The organism is Streptomyces sp. Y309, from assembly GCF_056712025.1.
In genome coordinates, this window is the sequence record NZ_CM160048.1 from 7412768 (window position 1) to 7435853 (window position 23086).

Sequence of the window (23086 nt, forward strand, 5' to 3'; positions counted from 1 at the left end):
ATGCGCACGGAAGTTACGGCCGACGTCGAGACGTGTCAACGCCCTTGACGCATATAGCCCGTCCGGCGTTTGAGGACGAGCCGCGGAGCGGCGATACGGGGGTCCAGGGGGCGCAGCCCCCTGGTTACGGGAAGGGGCGGGATTGGGGAGCTTCCCGGCAGGGCCCCAACCTCAGCCCCGCCCCGCCGTACTCGCCCGCACAACAAGCTCCGTCGCCAACTCGACCCGAGGCGACACCGGCTCCTCGCCCAGCGCGAGCCGCAACACCGTACGAGCCGCCAACTTCCCCATGTCGGCCAACGGCTGCCGCACAGTGGTCAACGGCGGCGCCGACCAACTCACCTCAGGCAGATCGTCGAAGCCCACCACACTCAGATCCTCGGGCACCCGAAGCCCCCGCCGCCGCAACGCCTCGATCGCCCCGAGCGCCATCTGGTCACTGGAGGCGAAGAGCGCGGTCGGCGGCTCGGCCAGATCGAGCAGCGCACCGGCCCCGCTGAACCCGGACGCGTGGTAGAAGTCCCCCTGCGTGATCAACGCGTCGTCGACGGGCACGCCCGCGCTCTCCAGCGCGGCCCGGTAGCCGTCGAGCCGGGCCCGGGAGCACAGCAGCCGCGGCGGCCCCGCGATGAAGCCGATCCGACGGTGACCGAGCGAGAGCAGATGCTCCGTCGCGGCCATCCCGCCCGCCCAGTTGGTGGCACCCACGGTCGGCGCGTCGAGGGCGGGCGAGCCGGCCGGGTCGACGACGACGAGCGGCACGCCGAGCCGCCGCAACTCGTCGTGAAGGACCGGTTCAAGGACGGAGGTCACCAGGATCACGCCGTCAGAGGCGCGGGCCCGCAGGTTCTTCATCCACTGGCGGGCCGAGCCGGACGCGCCATGGATCGCGGAGACGACCGTGCCGATCCCGGCCGCGTGCGCCACCTCCTCCACGCCGCGGATGATCTCCACGGCCCAGGGGCTGTCCAGGTCGTTGAAGACCAGGTCGACGAGGGCGGCGCGGTTGCCGGGCGCGCCCGTCCGCCGTTCGTAGCCGTAGTGCCGCAGCAGGTCCTCGACCCGCGCCCGGGTCCGGGGCGACACGTCGGACCGGCCGTTGACCACACGCGACACGGTCGGCACCGAGACCCCGGCCTCCCGGGCGATCTCGGTGATGGTCACCTTGTTCCTGGACTGCTCCAATTCCCCACCTCCATTGACGAGTCCCCGTCACGCCTCTACCGTTCCGGACGCACTCTCGAAACTTTGCAGAAGTCTTCCGGAATATCGGAGTTGACGTGAAGCCTAGAGGAGAGGGACACCCATGAAGCTATCGAGCTTACGCAGAGCCGCGTTCGCCCTGTCGGCCGCGGCCGCGCTGATCCTGGCAGGTACGGGCACGGGCACCGCATCCCCGGCGACCGAAACCGCCGCCGACCCGCAGCGGAAAGCTGACCCGCAGCGGAAAGCCGACCCCCAACTCAAGACACTCGCCGCAGCCAAGGGCATCTACTACGGAACAGCCGTCACCGGTTCCAAGCTCAACGGCACCTACGCCACCGTCGCGGCCGACCAGTTCAACTCGATCACTCCCGGCAACGAGATGAAGTGGGAGTCGGTCGAACCGCAGCGCGGCAGCTTCAACTGGTCCGGCGCGGACCGGGTCGTACAGTTCGCCGAAGGGCACGGCCAGAAGGTCCGCGGCCACACGCTGGTCTGGCACAGCCAGCTCCCGTCCTGGCTGAACAACGGCAACTGGTCCGCCGGCGAGCTGCGTACGATCATGAAGGACCACATCGCCGCCGAAGCGGGCCGCTACAAGGGCCGCATCGACCACTGGGACGTGGTCAACGAGCCGTTCAACGAGGACGGTTCGCGCAGGCAGTCGATCTTCCAGACCAAGCTCGGCGACTCCTACATCGCCGAGGCGCTGACCGCCGCCCGCGCCGCGGACCCGAAGGCCAAGCTGTACGTCAACGACTACAACGTCGAGGGCGTCAACGCGAAGTCGAACGCCCTGTACAACCTGGTCAAGTCCCTGAAGGCGCAGGGTGTTCCGATCGACGGCGTCGGCCTCCAGGCGCATCTGATCCTCGGCCAGGTGCCGTCCACGCTCCAGGCCAACATCAAGCGGTTCGCCGATCTCGGCGTGGACGTCGTCATCACCGAGCTCGACATCCGGATGCAGGTCCCGGCCACCGCCGCCAAACTCGCCCAGCAGAGGGCCGACTACAAGGCGGTCACCGGCGCCTGCCTCGCGGTGGCGCGCTGCAAGGGCATCACCGTCTGGGGCTTCACGGACTCCGACTCCTGGATCCCCGACTTCTTCCCGGGCGAGGGCGCGGCGACTCCGTACGACGAGAGCTTCCGCCCCAAGCCCGCGTATTACGGCATAGCGGAGGCACTCGGCTGGTCCGCCTGAACGCAAGGACGTTCCCCGGAGGCCGAGGCGCCGACAGGCCTCCGGGGAATCAGCCCGTCCGGCGTTTGAGGACGAGGCCCGAAGGGCCGATAAAGGGGGAAAGGGGCGAAGCCCCATACGGGTACAGCCCGGGGTGAAGGGCGGGCGGGTAGGGGAAAACAACCCTGGCGCAGAAAAACTATCGGCGCTAGTTTGGGGGACATGAAGGCCCATGACGCCATGTACATCGCGGGCGCGTGGCGCCCCGCGACCACCACGGACACCATCCCCGTGGTGAACCCCACCGACGAAGAGCTCATCGCCCACGTCCCGGCGGGCACAGCCGAAGACATCGACGCGGCGGTGCACGCGGCCCGCGAGGCCTTCCCAGCCTGGGCCAAGACCGCCCCCGCCGAGCGCGCAGCGAACCTCGCCGCCGTACGTGACCGACTGATCGCCCGCAAGGACGAGATCGCCGAGACCGTCACCGCCGAGCTGGGCGCGCCCCTGAAGTTCTCGGAGGCGGTGCACGCGGGCGTGCCGATCCTGGTCGCGGGCTCGTACGCGGACCTCGCGGCGACGTACCCCTTCGAGGAGAGGGTCGGCAACTCCACGGTCTACGCCGAGCCCGTCGGCGTGGTCGGCGCGATCACGCCCTGGAACTACCCGCTGCACCAGATCGTCGCCAAGGTGGCCCCCGCCCTCGCCGCCGGCTGCACGGTGGTCCTCAAGCCCGCCGAGGACACCCCGCTGACGGCCCAGCTGTTCGCGGAGATCGTGCACGAAGCGGGCCTGCCCGCAGGCGTGTTCAACCTGGTCACCGGCCTCGGGCCGGTCGCGGGCCAGGCCCTCGCCGAGCACGACGGCGTCGACCTGGTCTCGTTCACCGGCTCCACGGCCGTCGGCAAGCAGATCGGCGCGACCGCGGGCGCCGCCGTCAAGCGCGTCGCCCTCGAACTCGGCGGCAAGTCCGCCAACGTCATCCTGCCGAGCGCCGACCTCGCGAAGGCCGTGAACGTCGGCGTCGCGAACGTCATGGCCAACTCCGGCCAGACGTGCAGCGCCTGGACCCGCATGCTGGTGCACACCTCGCGGTACGAGGAGGCGGTGGAGCTGGCCCGGCAGGCGGCAGCCAAGTACGGCGACCGCATCGGCCCCGTCGTCAGCGCCAAGCAGCAGGCCCGCGTGCGGGGTTACATCGAGCGCGGGGTCGAGGAGGGCGCGCGCCTCGTCGCGGGCGGCCCCGAAGCGCCGCGCGAGCAGGGCTACTTCGTCAGCCCCACCGTCTTCGCCGACGTCACCCCCGGCATGACCATCGCCCAGGAGGAGATCTTCGGCCCGGTCCTCTCCCTCATCCGGTACGAGGACGAGGCCGAAGCCGAGACCATCGCCAACGGCACGGTGTACGGCCTCGCGGGCGCGGTGTGGGCCGCCGACGACGCGGAGGCCGTGGCCTTCGCCCGCCGCCTGCAGACCGGGCAGGTCGACATCAACGGCGGCACCTTCAACCCGCTGGCGCCGTTCGGCGGTTACAAGGAGTCGGGGGTGGGCCGGGAGCTGGGTGCGCACGGGCTCGCCGAGTATCTCCAGACCAAGTCGCTGCAGTTCTGAACGCCGCTGCAGTTCTGCACTCGCCGCAATTCTGCCCCGCCCCACCCCGCTAGGAGTACGCCATCGTGGTCCGCGTCCGCGCCGCCGTCCTGCCCGCCGTCGGCTCTCCCCTGGAGATCGCCGAGATCGACCTGCCCGAGCCGGGCCCCGGCCAGGTGCGGGTGCGCCTGGCCGCCGCCGGGGTCTGCCACTCCGACCTGTCGCTGACCAACGGCACGATGCGGGTGCCCGTGCCGGCGGTGCTCGGGCATGAGGGCGCGGGCACGGTGGTGTCCGTGGGGGAGGGCGTCACGCATGTCGCCCCGGGGGACGGCGTGGTCTTGAACTGGGCCCCGTCCTGCGGCAGTTGTCATGCCTGCGGGCTCGGCGAGGTGTGGCTGTGCGGCAGCGCGCTCGCGGGTGCGGGTGCGGTGTACGCGCGGCGGGCGGACGGCACCGACTTGCACCCCGGCCTGAACGTGGCCGCGTTCGCGGAGGAGACGGTGGTCGCGGCCAACTGCGTGCTTCCGGTGCCCGACGGCATCCCGCTCACCGACGCGGCGCTGCTCGGCTGCGCGGTGCTCACCGGGTACGGGGCCGTACACCACTCGGCCCGCGTGCGCACCGGCGAGACTGTGGCCGTGTTCGGCGTCGGCGGGGTGGGCCTTGCCACGCTGCAGGCGGCCCGCATCGCCGGGGCGGCGCAGATCGTGGCGGTCGATGTGTCCCCGGAGAAGGAGGAGTTGGCGCGGGCGGCGGGGGCCACGGAGTACGTGGTCGCCTCCGAGACCACTGCCCGCGACGTGCGGAAGCTGGCCGGAGGGCACGGCGTGGATGTGGCCGTGGAGTGCGTGGGTCGTGCCGTCACGATTCGCGCCGCGTGGGAATCGACGCGGCGCGGCGGGCGTACCACCGTCGTCGGCATCGGCGGGAAGGACCAGCAGGTCACCTTCAACGCTCTGGAGATCTTCCACTGGGGCCGCACCCTGTCCGGCTGCGTCTACGGCAACTCCGACCCGGCCGCCGACCTCCCCGTCCTCGCCGGCCACGTCCGCGCGGGCCGCCTGGACCTCACCACCCTAGTCACCGACCGCATCGGCCTCGACGGCATCCCGACGGCGTTCGAGAACATGCTGGCGGGGAAGGGGGGCCGTGCGCTGGTGGTGTTCTGAGGGGCCCTGCCGGGGGCTCCCCAAGCCCGCCCCTTCCCGTAACCGGGGGCTGCCGCCCCCGGACCCCCGCTATCGGCCTGGACGGCCTCGTCCTCAATCGCCGGACGGGCTGAAACGTCGCCGAGGCGGGCTGAGTGTGTGCCGGTGTGTGCCGACTCGGTGCCGTAGGGCTGGATAGGGCGGGTGGGTGGGGGATATAGCCGCTCCGGCGTTTGAGGAGCGGGGGTCCGGGGGCGGAGCCCCCGTGACGGTCACCCCGCCCGCGTCGCGGCGAGGCGTTCGTACTGGACGGCCAAGCCGTCCAACAGCGCCTGCAACCCCGCCTGGAAGGCCCTCTCGTCCACGAGCTGCTGATGCTCGGCGAGGAGGTGGGCCTGACCGAGGTGGGGATAGTCGGCGGGATCGTACGCCGTCTCGTCGTCGACGAAGCCGCCGGCGAAGGAGCCGAGGGCGGACCCCATGATGAAGTACCGCATCAGCGCGCCGATCGACGTGGCCTGGGCGGGCGGCCACCCCGCGTCGACCATGGCGCCGAACATCGCGTCGGCGAGCCGGAGCCCGGCGGGCCGCCGCCCGGGCCCGCGGGCCAGGACGGGCACGATGTTCGGGTGCAGCGTGAGGGCGGCGCGGTAGGAGACGGCCCAGTCGTGCAGCGCGGCACGCCACTCGCGGCCGTCCTCGAACATCGACAGATCGACCTGCGCGCTCACCGAGTCCGCGACCGCCTCCAGGATCTGGTCCTTGGTGCGGAAGTGGTTGTAGAGCGAGGGCCCGCTGACACCCAGCTCGGCGGCGAGCCGGCGCGTGGAGAGCGCCGCCAGACCCTCCGCGTCCACGAGGGCGCGCGCCGCGTCGACGATGCGATCTCGGCTGAGGAGGGGCTTGCGCGGTCGGGCCATGCGGCACATAGTAGGGGCTGCCGACAGAAACTAGCAGTGGTAATTTAAGTCTGGAACAGCGTGCGCAACGCTGGCGGAAGACGGTGGGGTGCCCGCGATGAATCTGGAGCTCAGCGAGGAGCAGGCCGACGTCAGGCGGCTCGCCAGGGACTTCGTCGAGCGTGAGATCACTCCGCACGTCACCGCGTGGGACCGCGCCGAGAGCATCGACAAGTCGATCGTGCGGCAGCTCGGCGACGTCGGCTTCCTGGGTCTGACCATCGACGAGGAGTACGGCGGCTCGGGCGGTGACCACCTGGCGTACTGCCTGGTGACGGAGGAGCTGGGGCGCGGCGACTCCTCGGTGCGCGGCATCGTGTCCGTCTCGCTCGGCCTGGTGGCGAAGTCCGTCGCGGCCTGGGGCGGCGAGGAGCAGAAGCGGCGCTGGCTGCCGGGCCTGACCTCCGGGGAGTACGTCGGCTGCTTCGGCCTGACCGAGCCCGGCACCGGATCCGACGCGGGAAATCTGGCCACCCGGGCAGTCCGCGACGGGGACGCGTACGTCGTCAACGGGTCCAAGATGTTCATCACGAACGGGACCTGGGCGGATGTGGTGCTGCTCTTCGCGCGGACCAACGACACCCCCGGTCACAAGGGCGTCTCCGCCTTCCTCGTGCCCACCGACACCCCCGGCCTGACCCGCCGCGCCGTGCACGGCAAGCTCGGCCTGCGCGGCCAGGCCACCGCCGAGCTGGTGCTCGAGGACGTGCGCGTCCCTGCGGACGCGATGCTGGCGCCCGAGGGCAAGGGGTTCTCGGTCGCGATGTCGGCCCTGGCCAAGGGGCGGATGTCGGTGGCCGCCGGGTGCGTGGGCATCGCCCAGGCCGCCCTCGACGCCGCCGTCGCGTACGCGGGCGAGCGCGAACAGTTCGGCAAGAGCATCGCCCGGCACCAGCTCGTGCAGGAACTGATCAGCGACATCGCCGTGGACGTCGACGCGGCCCGGCTGCTCACCTGGCGGGTCGCCGACCTCGTCGACCGGGGGCAGCCCTTCGCCACCGAGTCCTCGAAGGCCAAGCTGTTCGCCTCGGAGGCCGCGGTGCGCGCCGCGAACAACGCCCTCCAGGTCTTCGGCGGCTACGGCTACATCGACGAGTACCCCGTCGGCAAACTGCTGCGTGACGCCCGCGTGATGACCCTCTACGAGGGCACCAGCCAGATTCAGAAGCTGGTCATAGGGCGGGCCCTGACGGGCGTGTCCGCCTTCTGACGGACGCCCACTTGCCTAAGCGCTTGCTCACCTACAGGGTAGGGTGTCTGTCCTGAACGGTGGAAGGAGCGCGCATGGGTGCGGCGCAGGAGACCCTCGGCGAGGAACAGCCGTGGGCCGAGGTCAGTCCCGACGCGGCGAGGCGGCTGCTCGTCGCGGCGGTCGAGGCCTTCGCCGAGCGCGGCTATCACGCCACGACGACGCGGGACATCGCGGGCCGCGCCGGCATGAGCCCGGCCGCGCTCTACATCCACTACAAGACGAAGGAAGAGCTCCTCCACCGCATCAGCAGGCTGGGCCACGACAAGGCGCTCACCATCCTGCGCACGGCCGCCGACGGCGAGGGCACCGCGGCCGAGCGGCTCTCCGCCGCCGTACGCTCCTTCGTCCGCTGGCACGCCGGGCACCACATGACCGCGCGCGTCGTGCAGTACGAACTCGACGCGCTCGGCGACGAGCACCGCACCGAGATCGTGGCCTTGCGCCGCCAGTCCGACGCCGCGGTGCGCGAGATCATCAACGACGGGGTGCGGGCGGGCGAGTTCGACGTCCCCGACGTGCCCGGCACGACGCTCGCCGTGCTGTCCCTGTGCATCGACGTCGCCCGCTGGTTCAACGTCGCGGGGCGCCGGACGCCGGACGAGGTCGGCGCGCTGTACGCCGACCTCGTGCTGCGGATGGTGGGGGCGAGCCCGCAGAAGTAGGCGAGGCCTCAGACGTGGGCGCGAGCCCTCAGAAGTAGTAGCGCGACACCGACTCCGCCACGCAGGCCGGCTTGCCGCCGTCCTCGCGCTCCACGGTCACGGTCGTCGTCACCTGGACGCCGTCGTCCTTCGTCGGCTCGACCTCCGTCAGTACGGCGGTCGCGCGCACCCGCGAGCCCACGGGCACCGGCGAGGGGAAACGGACCTTGTTCGTCCCGTAGTTGAGGCCCATCTTCATGCCCTCGACCCGCATCACCTGCGGTACGAACGCGGGCAGCAGGGACAGCGTCAGATAGCCGTGCGCGATGGTCGTCCCGAACGGGCCCGCGGCCGCCTTCTCCGGGTCGACATGGATCCACTGGTGGTCACCGGTGGCGTCCGCGAACAGGTCGATCCGCTTCTGGTCGATCTCCAGCCAGTCGCTGTACCCGAGCTGCTCGCCCACCGCGGCGCGCAGCTCGTCGGCTGACGTGAAGATCCTCGGCTCTGCCATGTCCCCGGCCTTCCGGACGTAGGTGTACTAAGCGCTTGCTCAGCATGCTGGGTGCCGCCGACCGCTGTCAACGGAGCAGCCAGTAGGCTTCGAGGAGTGCCCCAGATCCCAGAGAAGATCCACGAGCTCACGGTCGGACAGCTCGCCGCGCGCAGTGGCGCCGCGGTGTCCGCCCTGCATTTCTACGAGGCCAAAGGGCTGATCAGCAGCCGGCGCACCTCGGGCAACCAGCGGCGGTACCACCGCGACACGCTGCGCCGGGTCGCGTTCATCCGGGCCGCGCAGCGGGTGGGGATTCCGCTCGCCACGATTCATGACGCGCTCGCCGAGCTGCCCGAGGGGCGGACGCCGACGCGGGAGGACTGGGCGCGGTTGTCCGAGACCTGGCGGTCCGAGCTCGACGAGCGCATTCAGCAGCTCGGGCGGCTGCGGGACCATCTCACCGACTGCATCGGCTGCGGTTGTCTCTCCCTGCAGACGTGTGTCCTCTCCAACCCCGACGATGTCTTCGGCGACCGCATTGTGGGCTCCCGCCTGATGGGTGAACGTCGCTGAGCGCTTCGCTGTATGCGCGGTGCTAATCCTCGGGCCGGTGGGGGCTGGTCGCGCCCCGCGGCGGAGCCGCATGTCGATACAGCCCCGCGCCCCTTGGGGGCGCGGTACTGCACCCCGGCCTACTCGTACTCCGTGCCGCCCTTCCGGGTCAGATACGCGCCGCTCACCGCCTTCGCGATCGCCCGGCCGCCGGTCACGGGGCTGTACCGCTCGGGTGCCGACCGGACGACCACGCCCTCGCGGAGGTGGAGTTCGCGGCCGGACACGGTCTCCCGGCCGGAGGCCAGGTCGAGGACGGCGGCCGGGTCGTACGGACCGGCGTACAGCCGCGGCACGAGGGGGAGTTCACCGGCCAGGACGTCCGCGGCGTCCAGCCAGCGCACGGCGCCGTCCACCTCGACGGCGACGTCGAACACGGCGTAGCCGAGGGTGTCGCGCCGGCCGTCGGCGCCGTAGTGCAGATCCTGCACCCCGGCGCCGTACACCTCGCCGAAGACACCGACGCGCCGCGCCCCCAGCCGGGCGGCGAGGCGCGCGGCCACTCCGGGCACGTCGTGGCCGCGGACCGCACGCCAGTACAGATTCAGCGGATTCTCCTTGAGGGCCAGGGACTTGGACCCGAAGCCCTTGGAGGAGACGTACACGCGGTCCTCGTCGGCGACGTACGTGATCAGGCACGCGGAACCGTGCAGCTTCTCCGTGACGGTGACGGGCTCGCCGGGGGCGAACACGTCGGGGTAGCGCTGCAGGTTCTCGATGTCGACCCAGGGCAGCAGGTCGGGCGCGGACTCCACGTCGCCGTTCATGGTGGGCGGTATCGGCGGCACCCACTTGGTGATGCCGAGCCGCTCCGCGAAGTCCGTGCCGTCGGCCGCCGCCCGCGCCAGGTCCACTCCGGCGAGCGCGCGCGGCCGGCACACGATGCCCTGGGACAGCTCGCCGCGCAGCCGCACCGCCTTGACCCGGTCCGCGTTCCCGCCCGCGAGGCGCCCGGTCAGGCCCAGCTCGTCGATCAAGCCGGCGGGCAGGACGGCCTGTTCCGGGATGTAGAGGGCGCGCTCGCCGGTGCGGTAGGCGCCCTTCGCGACGACGGCCCGGTACAGGCCCACCTGGGCCAGTTCGAGGGCGTCGGCGTTGGGATGCTCGTGGACGGTCAGCACTTCGGCGGTGACGCGCAGCGTCGACATGTTCGTACTCCTCGGGACGGCTCCGCAGCGTGCGCCGCGCGGAGCCCGGTGATGGCTCAGTCGTGTTTCATCGCCCCCAACTGTCCTGTCGGGAAAACGCGCTGACCACCGAATATCCGTCTGGTACGGTCACGCCTGCCCGCCGTGGGACGGCCACCGCCCCAGCGCCGCCGCCACCAACTCCGCGTTGGACCGCGCCCGTTCCCCGCCCGGCAGCACCAGCGTGTCCTCCAGGCCGATCCGCCGCGCGAGACCGAGCCGCCCCGCCAGCGCGAGCACCGGCCACGCCCCGCCCTCCTCGCCGTGCAGCAGCACCGGACGCCCGTGTGCGCCACCGATCCGCGCGAGCAGCTCCCGGGCCGACGCCTCGGCCGTCGCCGCGTCGTGGTCGGTGACCTCCGCGAGGACCCGCAGCACCCGCGGCCCGAGCGGCGAGGCCGCGAACCGCTCGGCGCCGTCCGTGCCGGACCAGAGGCCCGCCTCGACGCCGACACCGCGCTCCAGGAGGGCCCGCGCCACGTCCTCCGCGCCCGGCTCGTGCCAGTTGACCGACGCGTGGTCGGGCAGCACGGTCCACGCGCGCACCCGCGCGACCCGCGCCGCCGGGTCGGGTTCGGCCCACGCGCCGGTGGTCACCCCGACGGGCACGGCGACGGCAGCGCGCAGCGCCTCCAGCGCGGCCGCGACGACGCGGGGCGCCAAGGAGTCTTCCCCACAAGGGGACTTGGGGTGTACATGAACATCGAGTGCGCCGGCGCCGACCGCTTCGGCCGCCGACGCCGCCAGGGCACCGGGCGACAGCGGCACGGCCGCGCCGTCGTCCGCGCCCCGGGCACCGTTCAGACATACCTGCATCGGTCCATCACAGCACGGGGGAGGCACCGGATGAGCATCGCCATCTGTTCGCTGAAATGGGAAGCCGCGAACAGCGGACGCCAGAAGATCACGTACGACCGCGACGGGTACCACCTCGTGCGCTTCCCGTACACCGTGGGCGAGGAGGCGTACGACCCCTGGAAGATGCACGACCCGGCGCACGGCGGCACCAGCCCGTCGAAGTTCCCCGACGCCCGCTCGGGTCTTGTCTGGCCGAGCCACGACGGGTGGGGCACGCTGACGGCGCTGGTCTTCTGGGAGCCGGACGGCCGGCCGACGGAGTACCGCTCGCGCTTCGTGCGCGATCCGCTGAACCTGTCGACGGGCTACGACTCCACGGCCACCACCGACACCGTCCCCACCCGCGGCGGGCAGTACCGCTCGTACACCTGGCAGATGTTCGTGCACCCGGGGACCCCGGTGGGCCTGAAGATATCCGCGCGCGGGCCCGGCGACGTGAAGATCGCCGCGCCGCTGATCATGGCCGAGCTGAAGCTGGCCATACAGACGGACGTCGTCAGGCCCTGATGAGGCCGGGCACCCACCTCACGCCGAGACAAGCGCACGCGACGGCCGCATCCGCGTCCGCCGCACCGCCTCGGGTGTGAGGACGGGGGCGGGGACCACGATGCCGCAGCTCGTGCAGACGGGGCCCGACGAGGGTTCGTGCGCCAGGCCGTAGCGCCACTCGAGGGCCGTGTCGCCGCACACGGGGCAGGCGGCGCCCGGCTCTCGCTCCAGCGCGGTGATGAGTTTGCGCAGCACGTCGGCGAGCGGCGCGGACGGGTGCACGCCGGGGTCGTCGCACCAGACGACCCCGCAGCCGCCCCAGGTGCAGCGGTGCCAGTCGTCGTCGCTGCCGGGGCGGCGGAGCCCGTCGTGCTTCTCCTTGCGGCGGCGCCGCGCGAAGCTCTCCTCGTAGGCGAGCCACACGGCGCGGGCCGCCTCCAGTTCGTCGAGCGCGGCCACGAGCCGCGCCGGGTCGGGCGAGCGGTCCTCGGGACCGAAACCCGCACGGGAGCACAGGTGGTCCCAGGTCGCCCGGTGGCCATAAGGGGCGAATCTCTCCAGGCACTTGCGCAGTGAGTACCGCCGCAGTGCCAGATCGCTGTGAGGGTCGCGCACCTGTCTCGCGAGACTCCGGAATCCGGCCATCGCCCTGCACCTCCGTCACACGTTCTCGGACGTCGCCTTGGACCCAAGGGGCATCGAGTAGACGTATCGGCTCACGTTTTGGTGCCATCCGATTTTCGATGGCTTCCCATCAGCGGGTTCCCCGCAGGTCAGCGGAGATGCATGTGGTGGTTGTGAAAAAGCGACGGTTGTTCATCTTTCAGGTTCGGCAACCCGACAGTAACCTCCGCCGCGACGGCCTTCCGGAGGAGCACCTATGCGACGACGCATCGCACGGCTCAGAACCCTCACCACGTCAGCGGCCCTGGTCCTCGGGGCCTCTCTGCTGCTCGCGCCAGGACCCGGCGCCGCCGCGGCCGAGCCCCCGCCCGTCACCGACTACTGCGGCGACAACTGCGCGGACATCCTGCCGCCCGGCGCGAACGGCAACGCCACCCTCGCCGAGATCCTCAGCCACCGCCTCCTCGGCACCCAGCCCCCGCACGCCGACGACCAGTTGGGCCCCTACGACGCGCTGTCGTCCGGCTATCCCTCGCTCACCGACGACAAGCTCACCGAGTTCTTCAACGACGCCTCCTTCGGTGTCGAGCCCGACCAGGTCGCCTCCGTGACCAAGCCCCGCGACGACGTCACGATCACCCGTGACAAGAAGTACGGCATCCCGCACATCCAGGGCACCACCCGCTACGGCACCGAGTTCGGCGCGGGCTTCGCCGCCGGGCAGGACCGGCTGTGGCTCATCGATCTGTTCCGGCACATCGGCCGCGGCGAGCTGACCTCGTTCGCGGGCGGCGCCCCGGCCAACCAGGGCCTGGAGCAGCAGTTCTGGCCGCAGGCCCCGTACACCGAGCAGGACCTCCAGCGGCAGATCGACTACATCAAGTCGACGCAGGGCGAGCGCGGGCAGCGGGCGATGGAGGACGCGCAGGCCTACGTCGACGGCCTCAACGCCTACCGCGAGAAGTCCAAGAACGGCCGCTACTTCCCCGGCGAGTACGTCCTCACCGGCAAGATCGACGCGGTCACGAACGTCGGCGAGATCCAGCCCTTCAAGGTCACCGACATGATCGCCCTCGCCTCCGTGGTCGGCGGCCTGTTCGGCAACGGCGGCGGGGGAGAGGTCGAGTCCGCGCTCTCCCTGCTCGCGGCGCAGCAGAAGTACGGCGTCGAGAAGGGCACCGAGGTCTGGGAGACCTTCCGCAGCCGCAACGACCCCGAGACCGTGCAGACCCTCCACGACGGCAGCAGCTTCCCCTACGCGGGCAAGCCCGAGAAGGCGCGCGGCACCGCCCTCCCCGACGCCGGGTCCGTACAGCGCGAGCAGCTTGTGTACGACCGCGAGGGCGGCGCGGTCGCGACGGCCAAGGCGGCGACTTCCAAGGCAGCGACAGCCAAAGACCTGGCGAAGCTGCCGAAGGACCCGGTGAAGGCGCCGAAGAAGCTCAAGCCGCTGCAGGGCATGTTCGACGACGGCGTGCTGCCCGCCGACCTGTTCGGCGGCGCGCCCGGCACCCCCGGCGCGGGCAACCCCGCCAACAAGAAGGGCATGTCGAACGCCTTGGTGGTGTCCGGCAAGCACACCGCGAGCGGCCACCCCGTCGCCGTCTTCGGGCCGCAGACCGGCTACTTCGCGCCGCAGCTCCTGATGCAGCAGGAGCTCCAGGGCCCGGGCATCAGCGCGCGCGGCGTCTCCTTCGCCGGCGTCGGCATGTACGTCCAGCTCGGCCGCGGCCAGGACTACGCGTGGTCGGCGACGTCCGCGGGCCAGGACATCACGGACACGTACGCCGTCGAGCTGTGCGCGCCCGGCGGCGGGACCCCGGGCAAGGACGCGACCCACTACCTGTACCGCGGCACCTGCACCCCGATGGAGAAGCTGGAGCGCAAGAACGCCTGGAAGCCCACGGTCGCGGACTCCACCCCGGCAGGCTCCTACCGCATGCAGGTCTTCCGCACGAACTACGGCATCGTCACGCACCGGGCCACCATCGACGGCAAGCCCGTCGCGTACGTCTCGCTGCGCTCCACCTACCGGCACGAGGCCGACTCGATCATCGGCTTCCAGATGCTCAACGATCCCTCGTACGTCAAGGACGCCGCGTCGTTCAAGAAGGCGGCCCAGCACATCTCCTACGCCTTCAACTGGTTCTACGCCGACTCGCGCGACGTCGCGTACTACAACAGCGGCGCCAACCCCGAGCGCGCCAAGGACATCGACCCGTCCTTCCCCGTCAAGGCCCAAGAGGCCTACGAATGGCGGGACTTCGACCCGAAGGACAACACCTCGGCGCAGACGCCGCCCGCCGAGCACCCGAACTCCGTGAACCAGGACTACTACATCTCCTGGAACAACAAGCAGGCGAAGGACTTCAGCGCCGCCGGCTTCGGCATGGGTGCCGTGCACCGCGGTGACCTGCTCGACGACCGGGTGAAGAAGCTCGTCGAGGAGGGCGGCGTCACCCGCTCCTCCCTCACGCAGGCCATGGCGGAGGCCGCCGTCACCGACCTGCGCGGCGAACAGGTCCTGCCGGAACTCCTGAAGGTGGTGCGCAGCAAGCCGATCGACGACCCGCAACTCGCCAAGGCCGTCCAGCAGTTGGAGGCCTGGCGGAAGGCGGGGGCGCAGCGCAAGGAGACCGCGCAGGGCTCGCACGCCTACGCGCACCCCGACGCCGTACGCGTCATGGACGCCTGGTGGCCGCGGCTCGTCGAGGCCGCGTTCAAGCCCGGGCTCGGGACGGATCTCTACGGGGCGCTGACGGCGCAGCTCGGCGTGGACGAGTCGCCGTCGGCCGGGCACGGACCGACCGGGGCGCACGCCGGGTCGGCCTTCCAGTACGGCTGGTGGGGCTACGCGGACAAGGACCTGCGGACCGTGCTCGGGCAGCCGGTGGAGGGCTGGACGAAGGCCGCGTACTGCGGCGACGGCAAGCTCGACGCCTGCCGGGACGCGCTCCTGAAGACCCTGGGCCAGGCCGTCGCCACACCGGCATCAGAGGTCTATCCCGGTGACGCCAGCTGCAAGGCGGGCGAGCAGTGGTGCGCGGACGCCGTGATCCACCGCGCGCTCGGCGGCATCACGCACCGGGCCGTGCAGTGGCAGAACCGGCCGACGTACCAGCAGGTCGTGGAGTTCCCGCGGCATCGGTGAGCGGGAGGCGCGGGTGAACGCCCACGTCAGCGGTGGGTGAACGCCCGCGCCGTCACCGGGCGGCGCGGGCGATCCGTCCCGCGGCGCACACGGCGCGTGCCAGTTCCTCGTGGCAGATGTCGCTGTGCGCGCCGTCGGGCGGGCCGCCCCGCCGCACCACGGCGGCCGCGTCCACGCTCACGCACCCGCGGGCCGGCAGCGCCTCGCCCAGCTTCACCCGCCGCGCCCCGTCGACGGCCTTGATCCCGTCGAATCCGAGGGCGCCCCACCGCTCCCACAGGCCGAGGAAGCTCGAGGAGTCCCCGGCGAGCTTGGAGGCGAGCGGATAGAACTTGCCGAGCGCGTCGTCGTGGCGTGAGAAGCAGCACATCAGCGGGCCGTCGACGCGCCGCTGCACCCCGTTCAGCGCGCCGCCGCGCGAGCGGTCGTGCGGCAGCCGGGCGCTGAACGCGTAGTGCGAGAAGGCCCCTTGGAGGAGCGTCGTGGACTTCACGCAGCGCACCCCGGCGGGCATGCCGCGCAGCCCGTACGACACCAGGCGGGCGCCGAAGCTGTGCCCGACGAGATGCACGCGGATGTCCGGCACGTCGCGGGCGAGCAGACCGAGAGTGGCGCCGAGGCCCAACTGGCCGATGGCACCGGCGCGGCGCTTCATCGCGTAGTAGGCGGCCTGCCGCAGCAGCTCCTTCGCACCGTTCCACAGCCGGCCGCGTACGCCGTCGAGGAACTCCAGGCCGCCGGTGTCCGCCAGCGCGGCGAGGAACACCTCGCAGACCTCGACGGCGTCGTCGGTGAGCATGGCGGGCTCGCCCGCGCCGAGGTCGTCGCCGAACTCGTGGGCCGGGCTCGACTCGCGCACGGCCACGAGGTCGCGGACGTGCCGCGCGAACTCGTCCAGGCGCGAGCGGACTTCGGCGCGCTCCCGGAGCAGGTGGGCGAGCCGGTCGAGGCGTGCGGCGTTCGCCGCGCCGGGGAAGACCACCTCCAGGAGGTGGCGGGTGGGCTCGTCGAGCGCCGGATCGACGGTGGGGGGCGGTGCGCCGGCACCGGCCGGGGGAGGGCCCGCGGAGGGTTCGAAGTCGGGGATCGGCTCGTCGGGGAAGCGGATCGCGGGCCACAGGATCCCGGTGTAGCCGAGGCGCACGCCGGGGCCCGCGAGCCGGTCGAACGGCTCGAAGAAGCGCCGGTACAGGCTCCGGGCCATCCGCTGGTCGTTGTTCCAGCCGTGCGCGAACACCAGCAGGTCGGTGACGCGTTCGGTCTCCGCTCCGGAGAGGAGCCGGTCACGCTGCGCGGCGTCGACGTCCCCGCCGGCGTCGAAGGTCAATTCCCAGTAGGGCTGCACGACCGCATCGTCCTGCCGGCCGGGCACGCTGAGAAGACGTCGCGCCGGAACACGCGTGAGCCGGTGCCGTCCCCCGGGCGGCGGCACCGGCTCACGCGTGCGTCTGCGGGGCGGGCGCCGTCAGTAGACCTGCGGGGCCTGCGGCTGCGGCATGTGCGGCGCCTGCGGCGCCTTGCGTTCGCGGGCGTAACGGTTGGTCGGCGGCAGCCAGCAGAGCACGATCGCCACCAGCGTCGCGAGCAGCGCCACGAAGCTGCACGCCATGACGGTTTCGGGTTCGTAGTCACCCAAGATGAGGATATGGGGGAACAGTGCGACGACGCCCGAAATGGTAATGAGCACGCGCGCCCAAGTGGCCGCGTTCTTGCGGACGCAGAGCGTGAATATGAGCACGCAGACAGCGGTGAAAATGGCGAATCCGGCGCGGGCCGAGAGGGTGCCGGCGCGGTCACTGACGAGCTCGTCCCAGATGGGTCCGGACAGCGTCTTGATGTCGGCCGCTGTCGTATTCGACGGGAGTCCGACGACATCCGGGTGGTCGTCGATGACATCCCTGATGTTCTCGTCGGCCATGTCATTGCCGCCGGCGAAGACGAGTACCGCACCGATGACGGCGGACACCATAGAAATGACAGAGGTCCAGACCAGAGCGGTGAGGGAGCCTGGCCGCCGGGCCGCGCGGGACGCGCGGGCCGCGCTGCGGGGACCGACCGGCGGCGCGGGCGCGGCCTGGTAATGACTCACGGGTACAACTCTCCTTGCAGAGATGGTGGTTCGAGCGGGATTGGCTCGACCTTTCCATGGGTACCTCGAACGCAGCCAGTATTTTCTGGAAGAAATCCCCAGATAATTTCGGGTGATCCGTGGATCAGTTTCCGCGGCGGCTATGCTGCAATGCCGGAAAACTCAAAGGGAGTTGGAGAGAGTAAGTCAGCATGGCCTTAACAGGTCCCACGCAGTACCCCGCGGAGCTGCTGGACACCACCATGGATCAGCTACGGACGCTGCTCGCCGTGCACGAGACCGGCACGGCGCTCGCCGCCGCGCGCCAGCTCGGCCGCGAGCAGTCCAGCGTGCAGAAGCAACTGGACACGATGAACCGCACGTTCGGCGCGCTGTGCGGTGAGGCGCTGGTGCTCAAGCGGGGCCGCGGCAAGGACGTCCTGTTCACCGCCACCGGCGAGCATCTGGTCGAGCTGGCGCGTAGCACGCTGTCCGCCTGGTCGGACGGCATCAACGACGCGCGCCGCCGCCTCGGGCGCACCCTCTCGGTCGGCTCGACCCGCTACACGCTGGGCTTTCTCCTGGACGCCGTGGAGCGCGTCAGCGACGCCTACGAACGCCGCGGCGTCGACCTGAAGGTCACGCACGTGCGCACCGGCGACCTCTTCGCCCGCCTGCAGTCCAAGGAGCTGGACCTGGTGTGCGGCAGCATCGTCGTCACCGAGGGGCAGGAGGACGAGCTGGATCCGTACGAGATCGTGGAGTGGCGCCGCAGCGGCCTGTCGATCCTGACGAACCTGCCGCCGGAGAAACTGCCGGGGCCCTCCGCCGGCACCGTCAACGCCAGCGAGCTGCCGGGCCTGCCCCTGGTGGTCTCCGCGGGCGGCCTCATCGCCCGCTTCCTCACCGCCTGGTACGGCGCCGACTTCCGCAAGGTGATGACCATCGCCGCCGAGATCGAGGCCGCGCACTACGGCTTCGAGCTGCTGCGCTCCGGCCTGGTCAGCGGGGCGATGCTGGTCACCCGCGGCATCGCGGAGGCCGCCGAGTCCGGCAGCCTCCCCGAGGCCGGCGGCCTGCGCAGGCTCGATGTGATCGGCGACGTCGGCCCGCGCACCGAGGTCCTCGTCGGCGTCTTCACCCGGCGCGGCGACCGTGCCTCGTACGGCGCGAGCCATCCGCTGAACCTGCTGTGGGACGCCCTGGCGAAGGACAACGAGCGCTGGTGGCTCAGCCGTTGACCGGCCGGGCCACCGGCTCCCGTCACTTGGGCCGGTGGGCGGCCGTGGTCTTGTGCAGGTGGATGAGGATGTCGTGCGTGGCCCCGAGCCGGACCGGGTACGGGCCGTCGGGGTAGGCGGTGCCGATGCTGCGCGTGGGGCGCGCCTTGTCCAGCCACTTCCGGGCGGCGGCGGGCGCGTTCCGGGTGTCCACGTAGTAGTCGTCGTACGACACCTTGTCGAGGGTGTGCTCGTTCATGCCGCGCCCGGCCGCGCCCACGGTCCGGGGCTTCCAGTTCTGGTCCTGGGTGCCCGTCGCCATGAACGAGCCCTGGTGGAAGGTGAACCCGATGCTCCGGTACTTCGGCCCGAAGGTGTCCCGCAGGAAGGCGCCCTGCATCTTCGGGTAGTTCGCGTCGCGCGACTCGTACCCGACGTGGGCGTTGTGCGCCGACGCGAGCACCTTGTGGCCGGTCTGCCGCTGCCACCACGCCGTGTTCTCCGCCATGATCCGGTCGCGGTACAGCATCGCGCCGCTCACGCCTTCGGGCGTGTCGGTGTCGAAGGCGTAGATGTCCGCGGTCTGCATGACGGAGCGGGCGTCCTGGAGCACCCGGGCGAACTTCGTGCCCTTGCGCTCCGGCTGGAGGCCCTTCACGAGTTCGTACGCCGTCCTGGCCTGCTTCGCGAGCCGTTTGCGCTCGGCCAGGGGCAGGCCCATGTGGGTGTCGCCGTCGGTCACCTTGCGCAGCGGCGCGTACAACGCCTTGATGCGGCCGAGCAGTTCGGGCTTGTGCCGGCGCACGTGGTCGGTCACGGCGTCGAACAGCTCGCTGCCCATCTCCGGGTTGTTGAGGTCGTTGCCGAGGAAGCGCACCTGACGGTCGGGGTGCCGTTCGTTGTACTGGCGCATCCAGGTGAGCAGCTTGATGTACTCCTCGTTGTACCAGGGGGTCTTCGACAGCTCCTTGCGGGCCAGCTCGCGCACGTCCCCCGGGCCGCCGCGCACATAGGCGTCGAAGCGCAGCCCGGTCGTCCAGCTCACCTCCAGGGCGAAGGTCCTGAAGCCCTTCTCCTCCACCAGGTAGCGGAACAGCCGGTCCTTCATGGTGAAGAACTCGTGCGTGCCGTGGGTGGCCTCGCCCAGGCCGACGACCTTGGCGTCGCCCACCATCCGGCCGAGCGGGCGCAGATCCTTCGTCGAGCCGCCGGGCCCGGTGGCGCGCAGCGGGTGCGCGGCGCTCTCGATAGCCCGCACCGGGTCGTCCGCGCGCGGCGCCGCCTGGGCGGCCGCCGGGGCGATCAGCGACCCCGCCCCGACCGCGGTGACCAGTACCAACGAGGCCCGCAAGGGAGCGGTCCGTGCCATGTTCGTCCTCCTGGGATCGTGTGCCCTCACGGAAGATCACGATCCCGGACGACGGCATGCCCGGGCCATCCGGAAGACTCCCCGACCTGGGGTGGGGCTGGCCCCACCACGCGGCCGGGTGCCCCCTTCCGCCCGACATACCGACCGGTTAGTCTGCCGTGGAGTGTGATCGCCCAGAGCGACATCGACCGCAGCGTGTTCGAGGCCGAAGGAGACCGCCCGTGGAGAGCCTGCAGGGCAAGGGAGTCGTCGTCACCGGTGCCGGGAGCGGGATAGGGGCCGCGCTGGCCCGCCGCTTCGCCGCGGCCGGGGCGCGCGTCGTCGTCAACGACCTGGACGCCGCCAGAGCGGAGGCCGTGGCCGACGAGGTGGGCGGCGTCGCCGTGCCGGGGGACGCCTCGGCGGTCGTCGCCGACGCCCTCGCCGCGCTCGACGGCACCGTCGACGTGTACTGCGCCAACGCGGGCCTGGCGTCCGGCGGCACCGAGGCCGCGGACGAGCGGGTGTGGGCCGACGCCTGGGACGTCAACGTGATGGCGCACGTGCGGGCCGCACACGCGCTCGTGCCCGGCTGGCTGGAGCGGGGCGAGGGCCGGTTCGTGTCGACGGTGTCCGCGGCCGGGCTGCTCACGATGGTCGGCGCCGCGCCGTACAGCGTCACCAAGCACGGGGCGTACGCCTTCGCCGAGTGGCTGTCGCTGACGTACCGTCACCGCGGCCTCAAGGTGCACGCGATCTGCCCGCAGGGCGTGCGCACGGACATGCTCACCGCCGCGGGCTCGGCGGGCGAACTCGTCCTCGCGCCCACCGCCATCGAGCCCGAGGACGTCGCCGAGGCGCTGTTCGCCGGCATGGCCGAGGACCGCTTCCTGATCCTGCCGCACCCGGACGTCGCCGCGTACTACCAGGCGCGGGCCGCGACACCGGACAAGTGGCTCACCGGCATGAACCACATCCAGCAGAAGTGGGAGGCGTCCGGGCGGTGAACGAGTGCACGCCTTCCCCCGAGCGGTGGAGGTCCTCGCGGAGCTGCCGAAGACCGCGAGTGGGAAGATCCTCCGGCGGGAACTGCGTTCTCGCCCATGAATGAGCACTCGGCGAACGAGTACTCGTCGGCAGGCACTCATGAAGAAGACCGAGGACCATGAACGGAAGGCAGGTGGCGGCAGTGGCCAGAACGACGGACGGTGACGGTACGCCCGTCCCGCAGAGGCTGCTCGCCGCCGCCACCCGGCTCTTCGCCGACCGCGGCTACGACCGCACGTCCGTGCAGGAGATCGTCGAGGCGGCCGGCGTCACCAAGGGCGCGCTGTACCACTACTTCGGGTCCAAGGACGACCTGCTGCACGAGGTGTACGCGCGGATGCTGCGCGTCCAGCAGGAGCGCCTCGACGCGTTCGCCGACGCGGACGCGCCAGTGGAGCGGCGGCTGCGGGACGCCGCCGCCGACGTCGTCGTCACCACCATCGCGAACCTCGACGACGCCGCGATCTTCTTCCGCTCGATGCACCACCTCAGCCCCGAGAAGCACAAGCAGGTGCGGGCGGAGCGGCGGCGCTACCACGAGCGGTTCCGGGCGCTGATCGAGGAGGGCCAGGAGTCCGGCGTCTTCTCCACGGCGACCCCGGCCGACCTGGTCGTGGACTACCACTTCGGCTCGGTCCACCACCTGTCGACGTGGTACCGCCCCGACGGCCCCCTGACCCCGCAGCAGGTCGCGGACCACCTGGCGGACTTGCTGCTGAGGGCGTTGCGGCCCTAGGCGTCGTGGGGAGGGGTGCCCGCCACCACGGCGGGCACCCCCCACGCGCACCGTCAGACGTACTTCTTCAGTTCCCGCCGCGCCAGCGACCGCTGGTGCACCTCGTCGGGCCCGTCGGCCAGCCGCAGGGTGCGGGCCGCCGCCCACAACTCCGCCAGCGGGAAGTCCTGGCTCACGCCGCCCGCGCCATGGAGCTGGACGGCCCGGTCGAGGATGTCCACGACGGTCCGGGGGGTGGCGATCTTGATGGCCTGAATCTCGGTGTGCGCCCCCTTGTTGCCCACGGTGTCCATGAGCCAGGCCGTCTTGAGGACGAGCAGCCGCACCTGCTCGACGGCGACCCGCGCGTCCGCGACCCACTCCTGCACCACGCCCTGCTGGGCGAGCGGCTTGCCGAAGGCGGTGCGCTCCACGGCCCGGCGGCACATCAGCTCGATGGCCCGCTCGGCCATGCCGATGAGCCGCATGCAGTGGTGGATGCGCCCGGGCCCGAGCCGCGCCTGGGCGATGGCGAAGCCGCCGCCCTCCTCCCCGACGAGGTTCGACGCGGGCACCCGCGCCTCGTCGAAGACCACCTCCGCGTGGCCGCCGTGGTAGTGGTCCTCGTACCCGTACACCCGCATGGCGCGGCGCACTTCGACGCCGGGGGTGTCGCGCGGGACCAGCACCATCGACTGCTGGCGGCGGATGTCGGGCCCGTCCGGGTCGGTCTTGCCCATCACGATGAAGATCTTGCAGTCGGGGTTCATCGCCCCGGAGATGTACCACTTGCGCCCGGAGATGACGTACTCGTCGCCTTCGCGCCGGATGCGCGTGGTGATGTTCGTGGCGTCCGACGAGGCCACCTCGGGCTCCGTCATGGCGAACGCCGAGCGGATCTCGCCCGCGAGCAGCGGCTCCAGCCACTGCTTCTTCTGCTCGTCGGTGCCGAACTGGGCCAGCACCTCCATGTTGCCGGTGTCCGGCGCCGCGCAGTTGAGGGCGGTCGGCACCAACTGCGGGCTGCGGCCGGTGATTTCGGCGAGCGGCGCGTACTGGAGGTTGGTCAGGCCCGCCCCGTACTCGGCGTCGGGCAGGAAGAGGTTCCACAGGCCCTGGCGGCGGGCCTCGGCCTTGAGCTCGCCGACCACGGCGGGCGTGTCCCACGGCGAGGCGAGCGCGGCGCGCTGCTCCTCGGCCACGCGCTCGGCCGGCCGGACGTGCTCGTCCATGAAGGCGAGCAGCCTGGCGCGCAGTTCCTCGGTGCGGGTGTCGTAGGCGAAGTCCATGGTGTC

20 protein-coding genes and 1 pseudogene are annotated in these 23086 nt (G+C 71.4%); 11 read left to right on the forward strand and 10 right to left on the reverse strand.

The window, feature by feature from the left end; genetic code table 11:
* Positions 1 to 171: 171 nt before the first annotated feature.
* Positions 172 to 1185, reverse strand: coding sequence for a LacI family DNA-binding transcriptional regulator (locus AC0KTA_RS30775; RefSeq protein ID WP_481051470.1), 1014 nt, complete (start codon positions 1183 to 1185; stop codon positions 172 to 174).
* Between the two features lie 121 nt (positions 1186 to 1306).
* Between AC0KTA_RS30775 and AC0KTA_RS30780 the strand changes: the two are divergent.
* The 3 genes and pseudogenes from AC0KTA_RS30780 to AC0KTA_RS30790 all read left to right on the forward strand — a co-directional run.
* Positions 1307 to 2392, forward strand: a pseudogene (locus AC0KTA_RS30780) (endo-1,4-beta-xylanase); the annotation flags it as partial.
* A gap of 213 nt (positions 2393 to 2605) precedes the next feature.
* Positions 2606 to 3994: an aldehyde dehydrogenase family protein gene (locus tag AC0KTA_RS30785; RefSeq protein ID WP_481051471.1), complete on the forward strand. Its 1389-nt coding sequence runs from the start codon at positions 2606 to 2608 to the stop codon at positions 3992 to 3994.
* 65 nt (positions 3995 to 4059) lie between these two features.
* Entirely contained in the window at positions 4060 to 5145 is a 1086-nt protein-coding gene (locus tag AC0KTA_RS30790; RefSeq protein ID WP_481051472.1) for a Zn-dependent alcohol dehydrogenase, read from the forward strand.
* A gap of 251 nt (positions 5146 to 5396) precedes the next feature.
* Here the strand turns inward: AC0KTA_RS30790 and AC0KTA_RS30795 are convergent, their stop codons facing one another.
* Positions 5397 to 6044 carry a TetR family transcriptional regulator gene (locus AC0KTA_RS30795; RefSeq protein WP_481051473.1) on the reverse strand — a complete coding sequence of 216 codons (648 nt, stop codon included), beginning with the start codon at positions 6042 to 6044 and terminating at the stop codon, positions 5397 to 5399.
* A gap of 97 nt (positions 6045 to 6141) precedes the next feature.
* Between AC0KTA_RS30795 and AC0KTA_RS30800 the strand changes: the two genes are divergently transcribed.
* Together AC0KTA_RS30800 and AC0KTA_RS30805 are read left to right on the forward strand one after the other, a co-directional pair.
* Complete coding sequence (locus tag AC0KTA_RS30800; protein ID WP_481051474.1) at positions 6142 to 7293, forward strand: acyl-CoA dehydrogenase family protein; 1152 nt, start codon at positions 6142 to 6144, stop codon at positions 7291 to 7293.
* A gap of 74 nt (positions 7294 to 7367) precedes the next feature.
* Positions 7368 to 7997, forward strand: coding sequence for a TetR/AcrR family transcriptional regulator (locus AC0KTA_RS30805; RefSeq protein ID WP_481051475.1), 630 nt, complete (start codon positions 7368 to 7370; stop codon positions 7995 to 7997).
* Between the two features lie 28 nt (positions 7998 to 8025).
* Here AC0KTA_RS30805 and AC0KTA_RS30810 read toward each other — a convergent pair whose 3' ends face one another.
* Complete coding sequence (locus AC0KTA_RS30810; protein WP_481051476.1) at positions 8026 to 8490, reverse strand: MaoC family dehydratase; 465 nt, start codon at positions 8488 to 8490, stop codon at positions 8026 to 8028.
* Between the two features lie 96 nt (positions 8491 to 8586).
* Here AC0KTA_RS30810 and soxR point away from each other — a divergent pair, with 96 nt between their 5' ends.
* Entirely contained in the window at positions 8587 to 9045 is a 459-nt protein-coding gene (gene soxR, locus AC0KTA_RS30815) for a redox-sensitive transcriptional activator SoxR (RefSeq protein ID WP_481051477.1), read from the forward strand.
* A 119-nt stretch (positions 9046 to 9164) separates the two neighbouring features.
* Here the strand turns inward: soxR and AC0KTA_RS30820 are convergent, their stop codons facing one another.
* Positions 9165 to 10232, reverse strand: a complete 1068-nt coding sequence (locus tag AC0KTA_RS30820; RefSeq protein WP_481051478.1) for an RNA ligase (ATP) — start codon at positions 10230 to 10232, stop codon at positions 9165 to 9167.
* A 129-nt stretch (positions 10233 to 10361) separates the two neighbouring features.
* Positions 10362 to 11087, reverse strand: a complete 726-nt coding sequence (locus tag AC0KTA_RS30825) for a 3-keto-5-aminohexanoate cleavage protein (RefSeq protein ID WP_481051479.1) — start codon at positions 11085 to 11087, stop codon at positions 10362 to 10364.
* 30 nt (positions 11088 to 11117) lie between these two features.
* Between AC0KTA_RS30825 and AC0KTA_RS30830 the strand changes: the two genes are divergently transcribed.
* Complete coding sequence (locus AC0KTA_RS30830) at positions 11118 to 11636, forward strand: hypothetical protein (RefSeq protein ID WP_481051480.1); 519 nt, start codon at positions 11118 to 11120, stop codon at positions 11634 to 11636.
* Positions 11637 to 11654: 18 nt separating this feature from the next.
* Here the strand turns inward: AC0KTA_RS30830 and AC0KTA_RS30835 are convergent, their stop codons facing one another.
* Positions 11655 to 12263: a hypothetical protein gene (locus AC0KTA_RS30835; RefSeq protein ID WP_481051481.1), complete on the reverse strand. Its 609-nt coding sequence runs from the start codon at positions 12261 to 12263 to the stop codon at positions 11655 to 11657.
* A 235-nt stretch (positions 12264 to 12498) separates the two neighbouring features.
* Between AC0KTA_RS30835 and AC0KTA_RS30840 the strand changes: the two genes are divergently transcribed.
* Positions 12499 to 15393 (forward strand): penicillin acylase family protein, encoded by a 2895-nt coding sequence (locus AC0KTA_RS30840; RefSeq protein WP_481051482.1) that lies wholly within the window; start codon positions 12499 to 12501, stop codon positions 15391 to 15393.
* Positions 15394 to 15445: 52 nt separating this feature from the next.
* Here the strand turns inward: AC0KTA_RS30840 and AC0KTA_RS30845 are convergent, their stop codons facing one another.
* Together AC0KTA_RS30845 and AC0KTA_RS30850 are read right to left on the reverse strand one after the other, a co-directional pair.
* A complete protein-coding gene (locus tag AC0KTA_RS30845) occupies positions 15446 to 16738 on the reverse strand; it encodes a serine-threonine protein kinase (protein WP_481051483.1) in 1293 nt (430 codons plus the stop codon).
* A 120-nt stretch (positions 16739 to 16858) separates the two neighbouring features.
* Positions 16859 to 17482: a hypothetical protein gene (locus AC0KTA_RS30850; protein WP_481051484.1), complete on the reverse strand. Its 624-nt coding sequence runs from the start codon at positions 17480 to 17482 to the stop codon at positions 16859 to 16861.
* A 191-nt stretch (positions 17483 to 17673) separates the two neighbouring features.
* Between AC0KTA_RS30850 and AC0KTA_RS30855 the strand changes: the two genes are divergently transcribed.
* Positions 17674 to 18702, forward strand: coding sequence for a LysR family transcriptional regulator (locus AC0KTA_RS30855; protein WP_481051485.1), 1029 nt, complete (start codon positions 17674 to 17676; stop codon positions 18700 to 18702).
* A 22-nt stretch (positions 18703 to 18724) separates the two neighbouring features.
* On the opposite strand, the gene AC0KTA_RS30860 is transcribed toward AC0KTA_RS30855, so the two are convergent.
* Positions 18725 to 20050, reverse strand: coding sequence for an erythromycin esterase family protein (locus tag AC0KTA_RS30860; RefSeq protein WP_481051486.1), 1326 nt, complete (start codon positions 20048 to 20050; stop codon positions 18725 to 18727).
* A gap of 221 nt (positions 20051 to 20271) precedes the next feature.
* On the opposite strand from AC0KTA_RS30860, the gene AC0KTA_RS30865 reads away from it, so the two are divergent.
* Both AC0KTA_RS30865 and AC0KTA_RS30870 read left to right on the forward strand, forming a co-directional pair.
* Complete coding sequence (locus tag AC0KTA_RS30865) at positions 20272 to 21036, forward strand: SDR family oxidoreductase (protein WP_481051487.1); 765 nt, start codon at positions 20272 to 20274, stop codon at positions 21034 to 21036.
* Between the two features lie 182 nt (positions 21037 to 21218).
* Positions 21219 to 21812, forward strand: a complete 594-nt coding sequence (locus AC0KTA_RS30870) for a TetR/AcrR family transcriptional regulator (protein ID WP_481056626.1) — start codon at positions 21219 to 21221, stop codon at positions 21810 to 21812.
* Positions 21813 to 21865: 53 nt separating this feature from the next.
* On the opposite strand, the gene AC0KTA_RS30875 is transcribed toward AC0KTA_RS30870, so the two are convergent.
* Positions 21866 to 23080, reverse strand: coding sequence for an acyl-CoA dehydrogenase family protein (locus tag AC0KTA_RS30875; RefSeq protein ID WP_481051488.1), 1215 nt, complete (start codon positions 23078 to 23080; stop codon positions 21866 to 21868).
* Between the last annotated feature and the right edge of the window lie 6 nt (positions 23081 to 23086).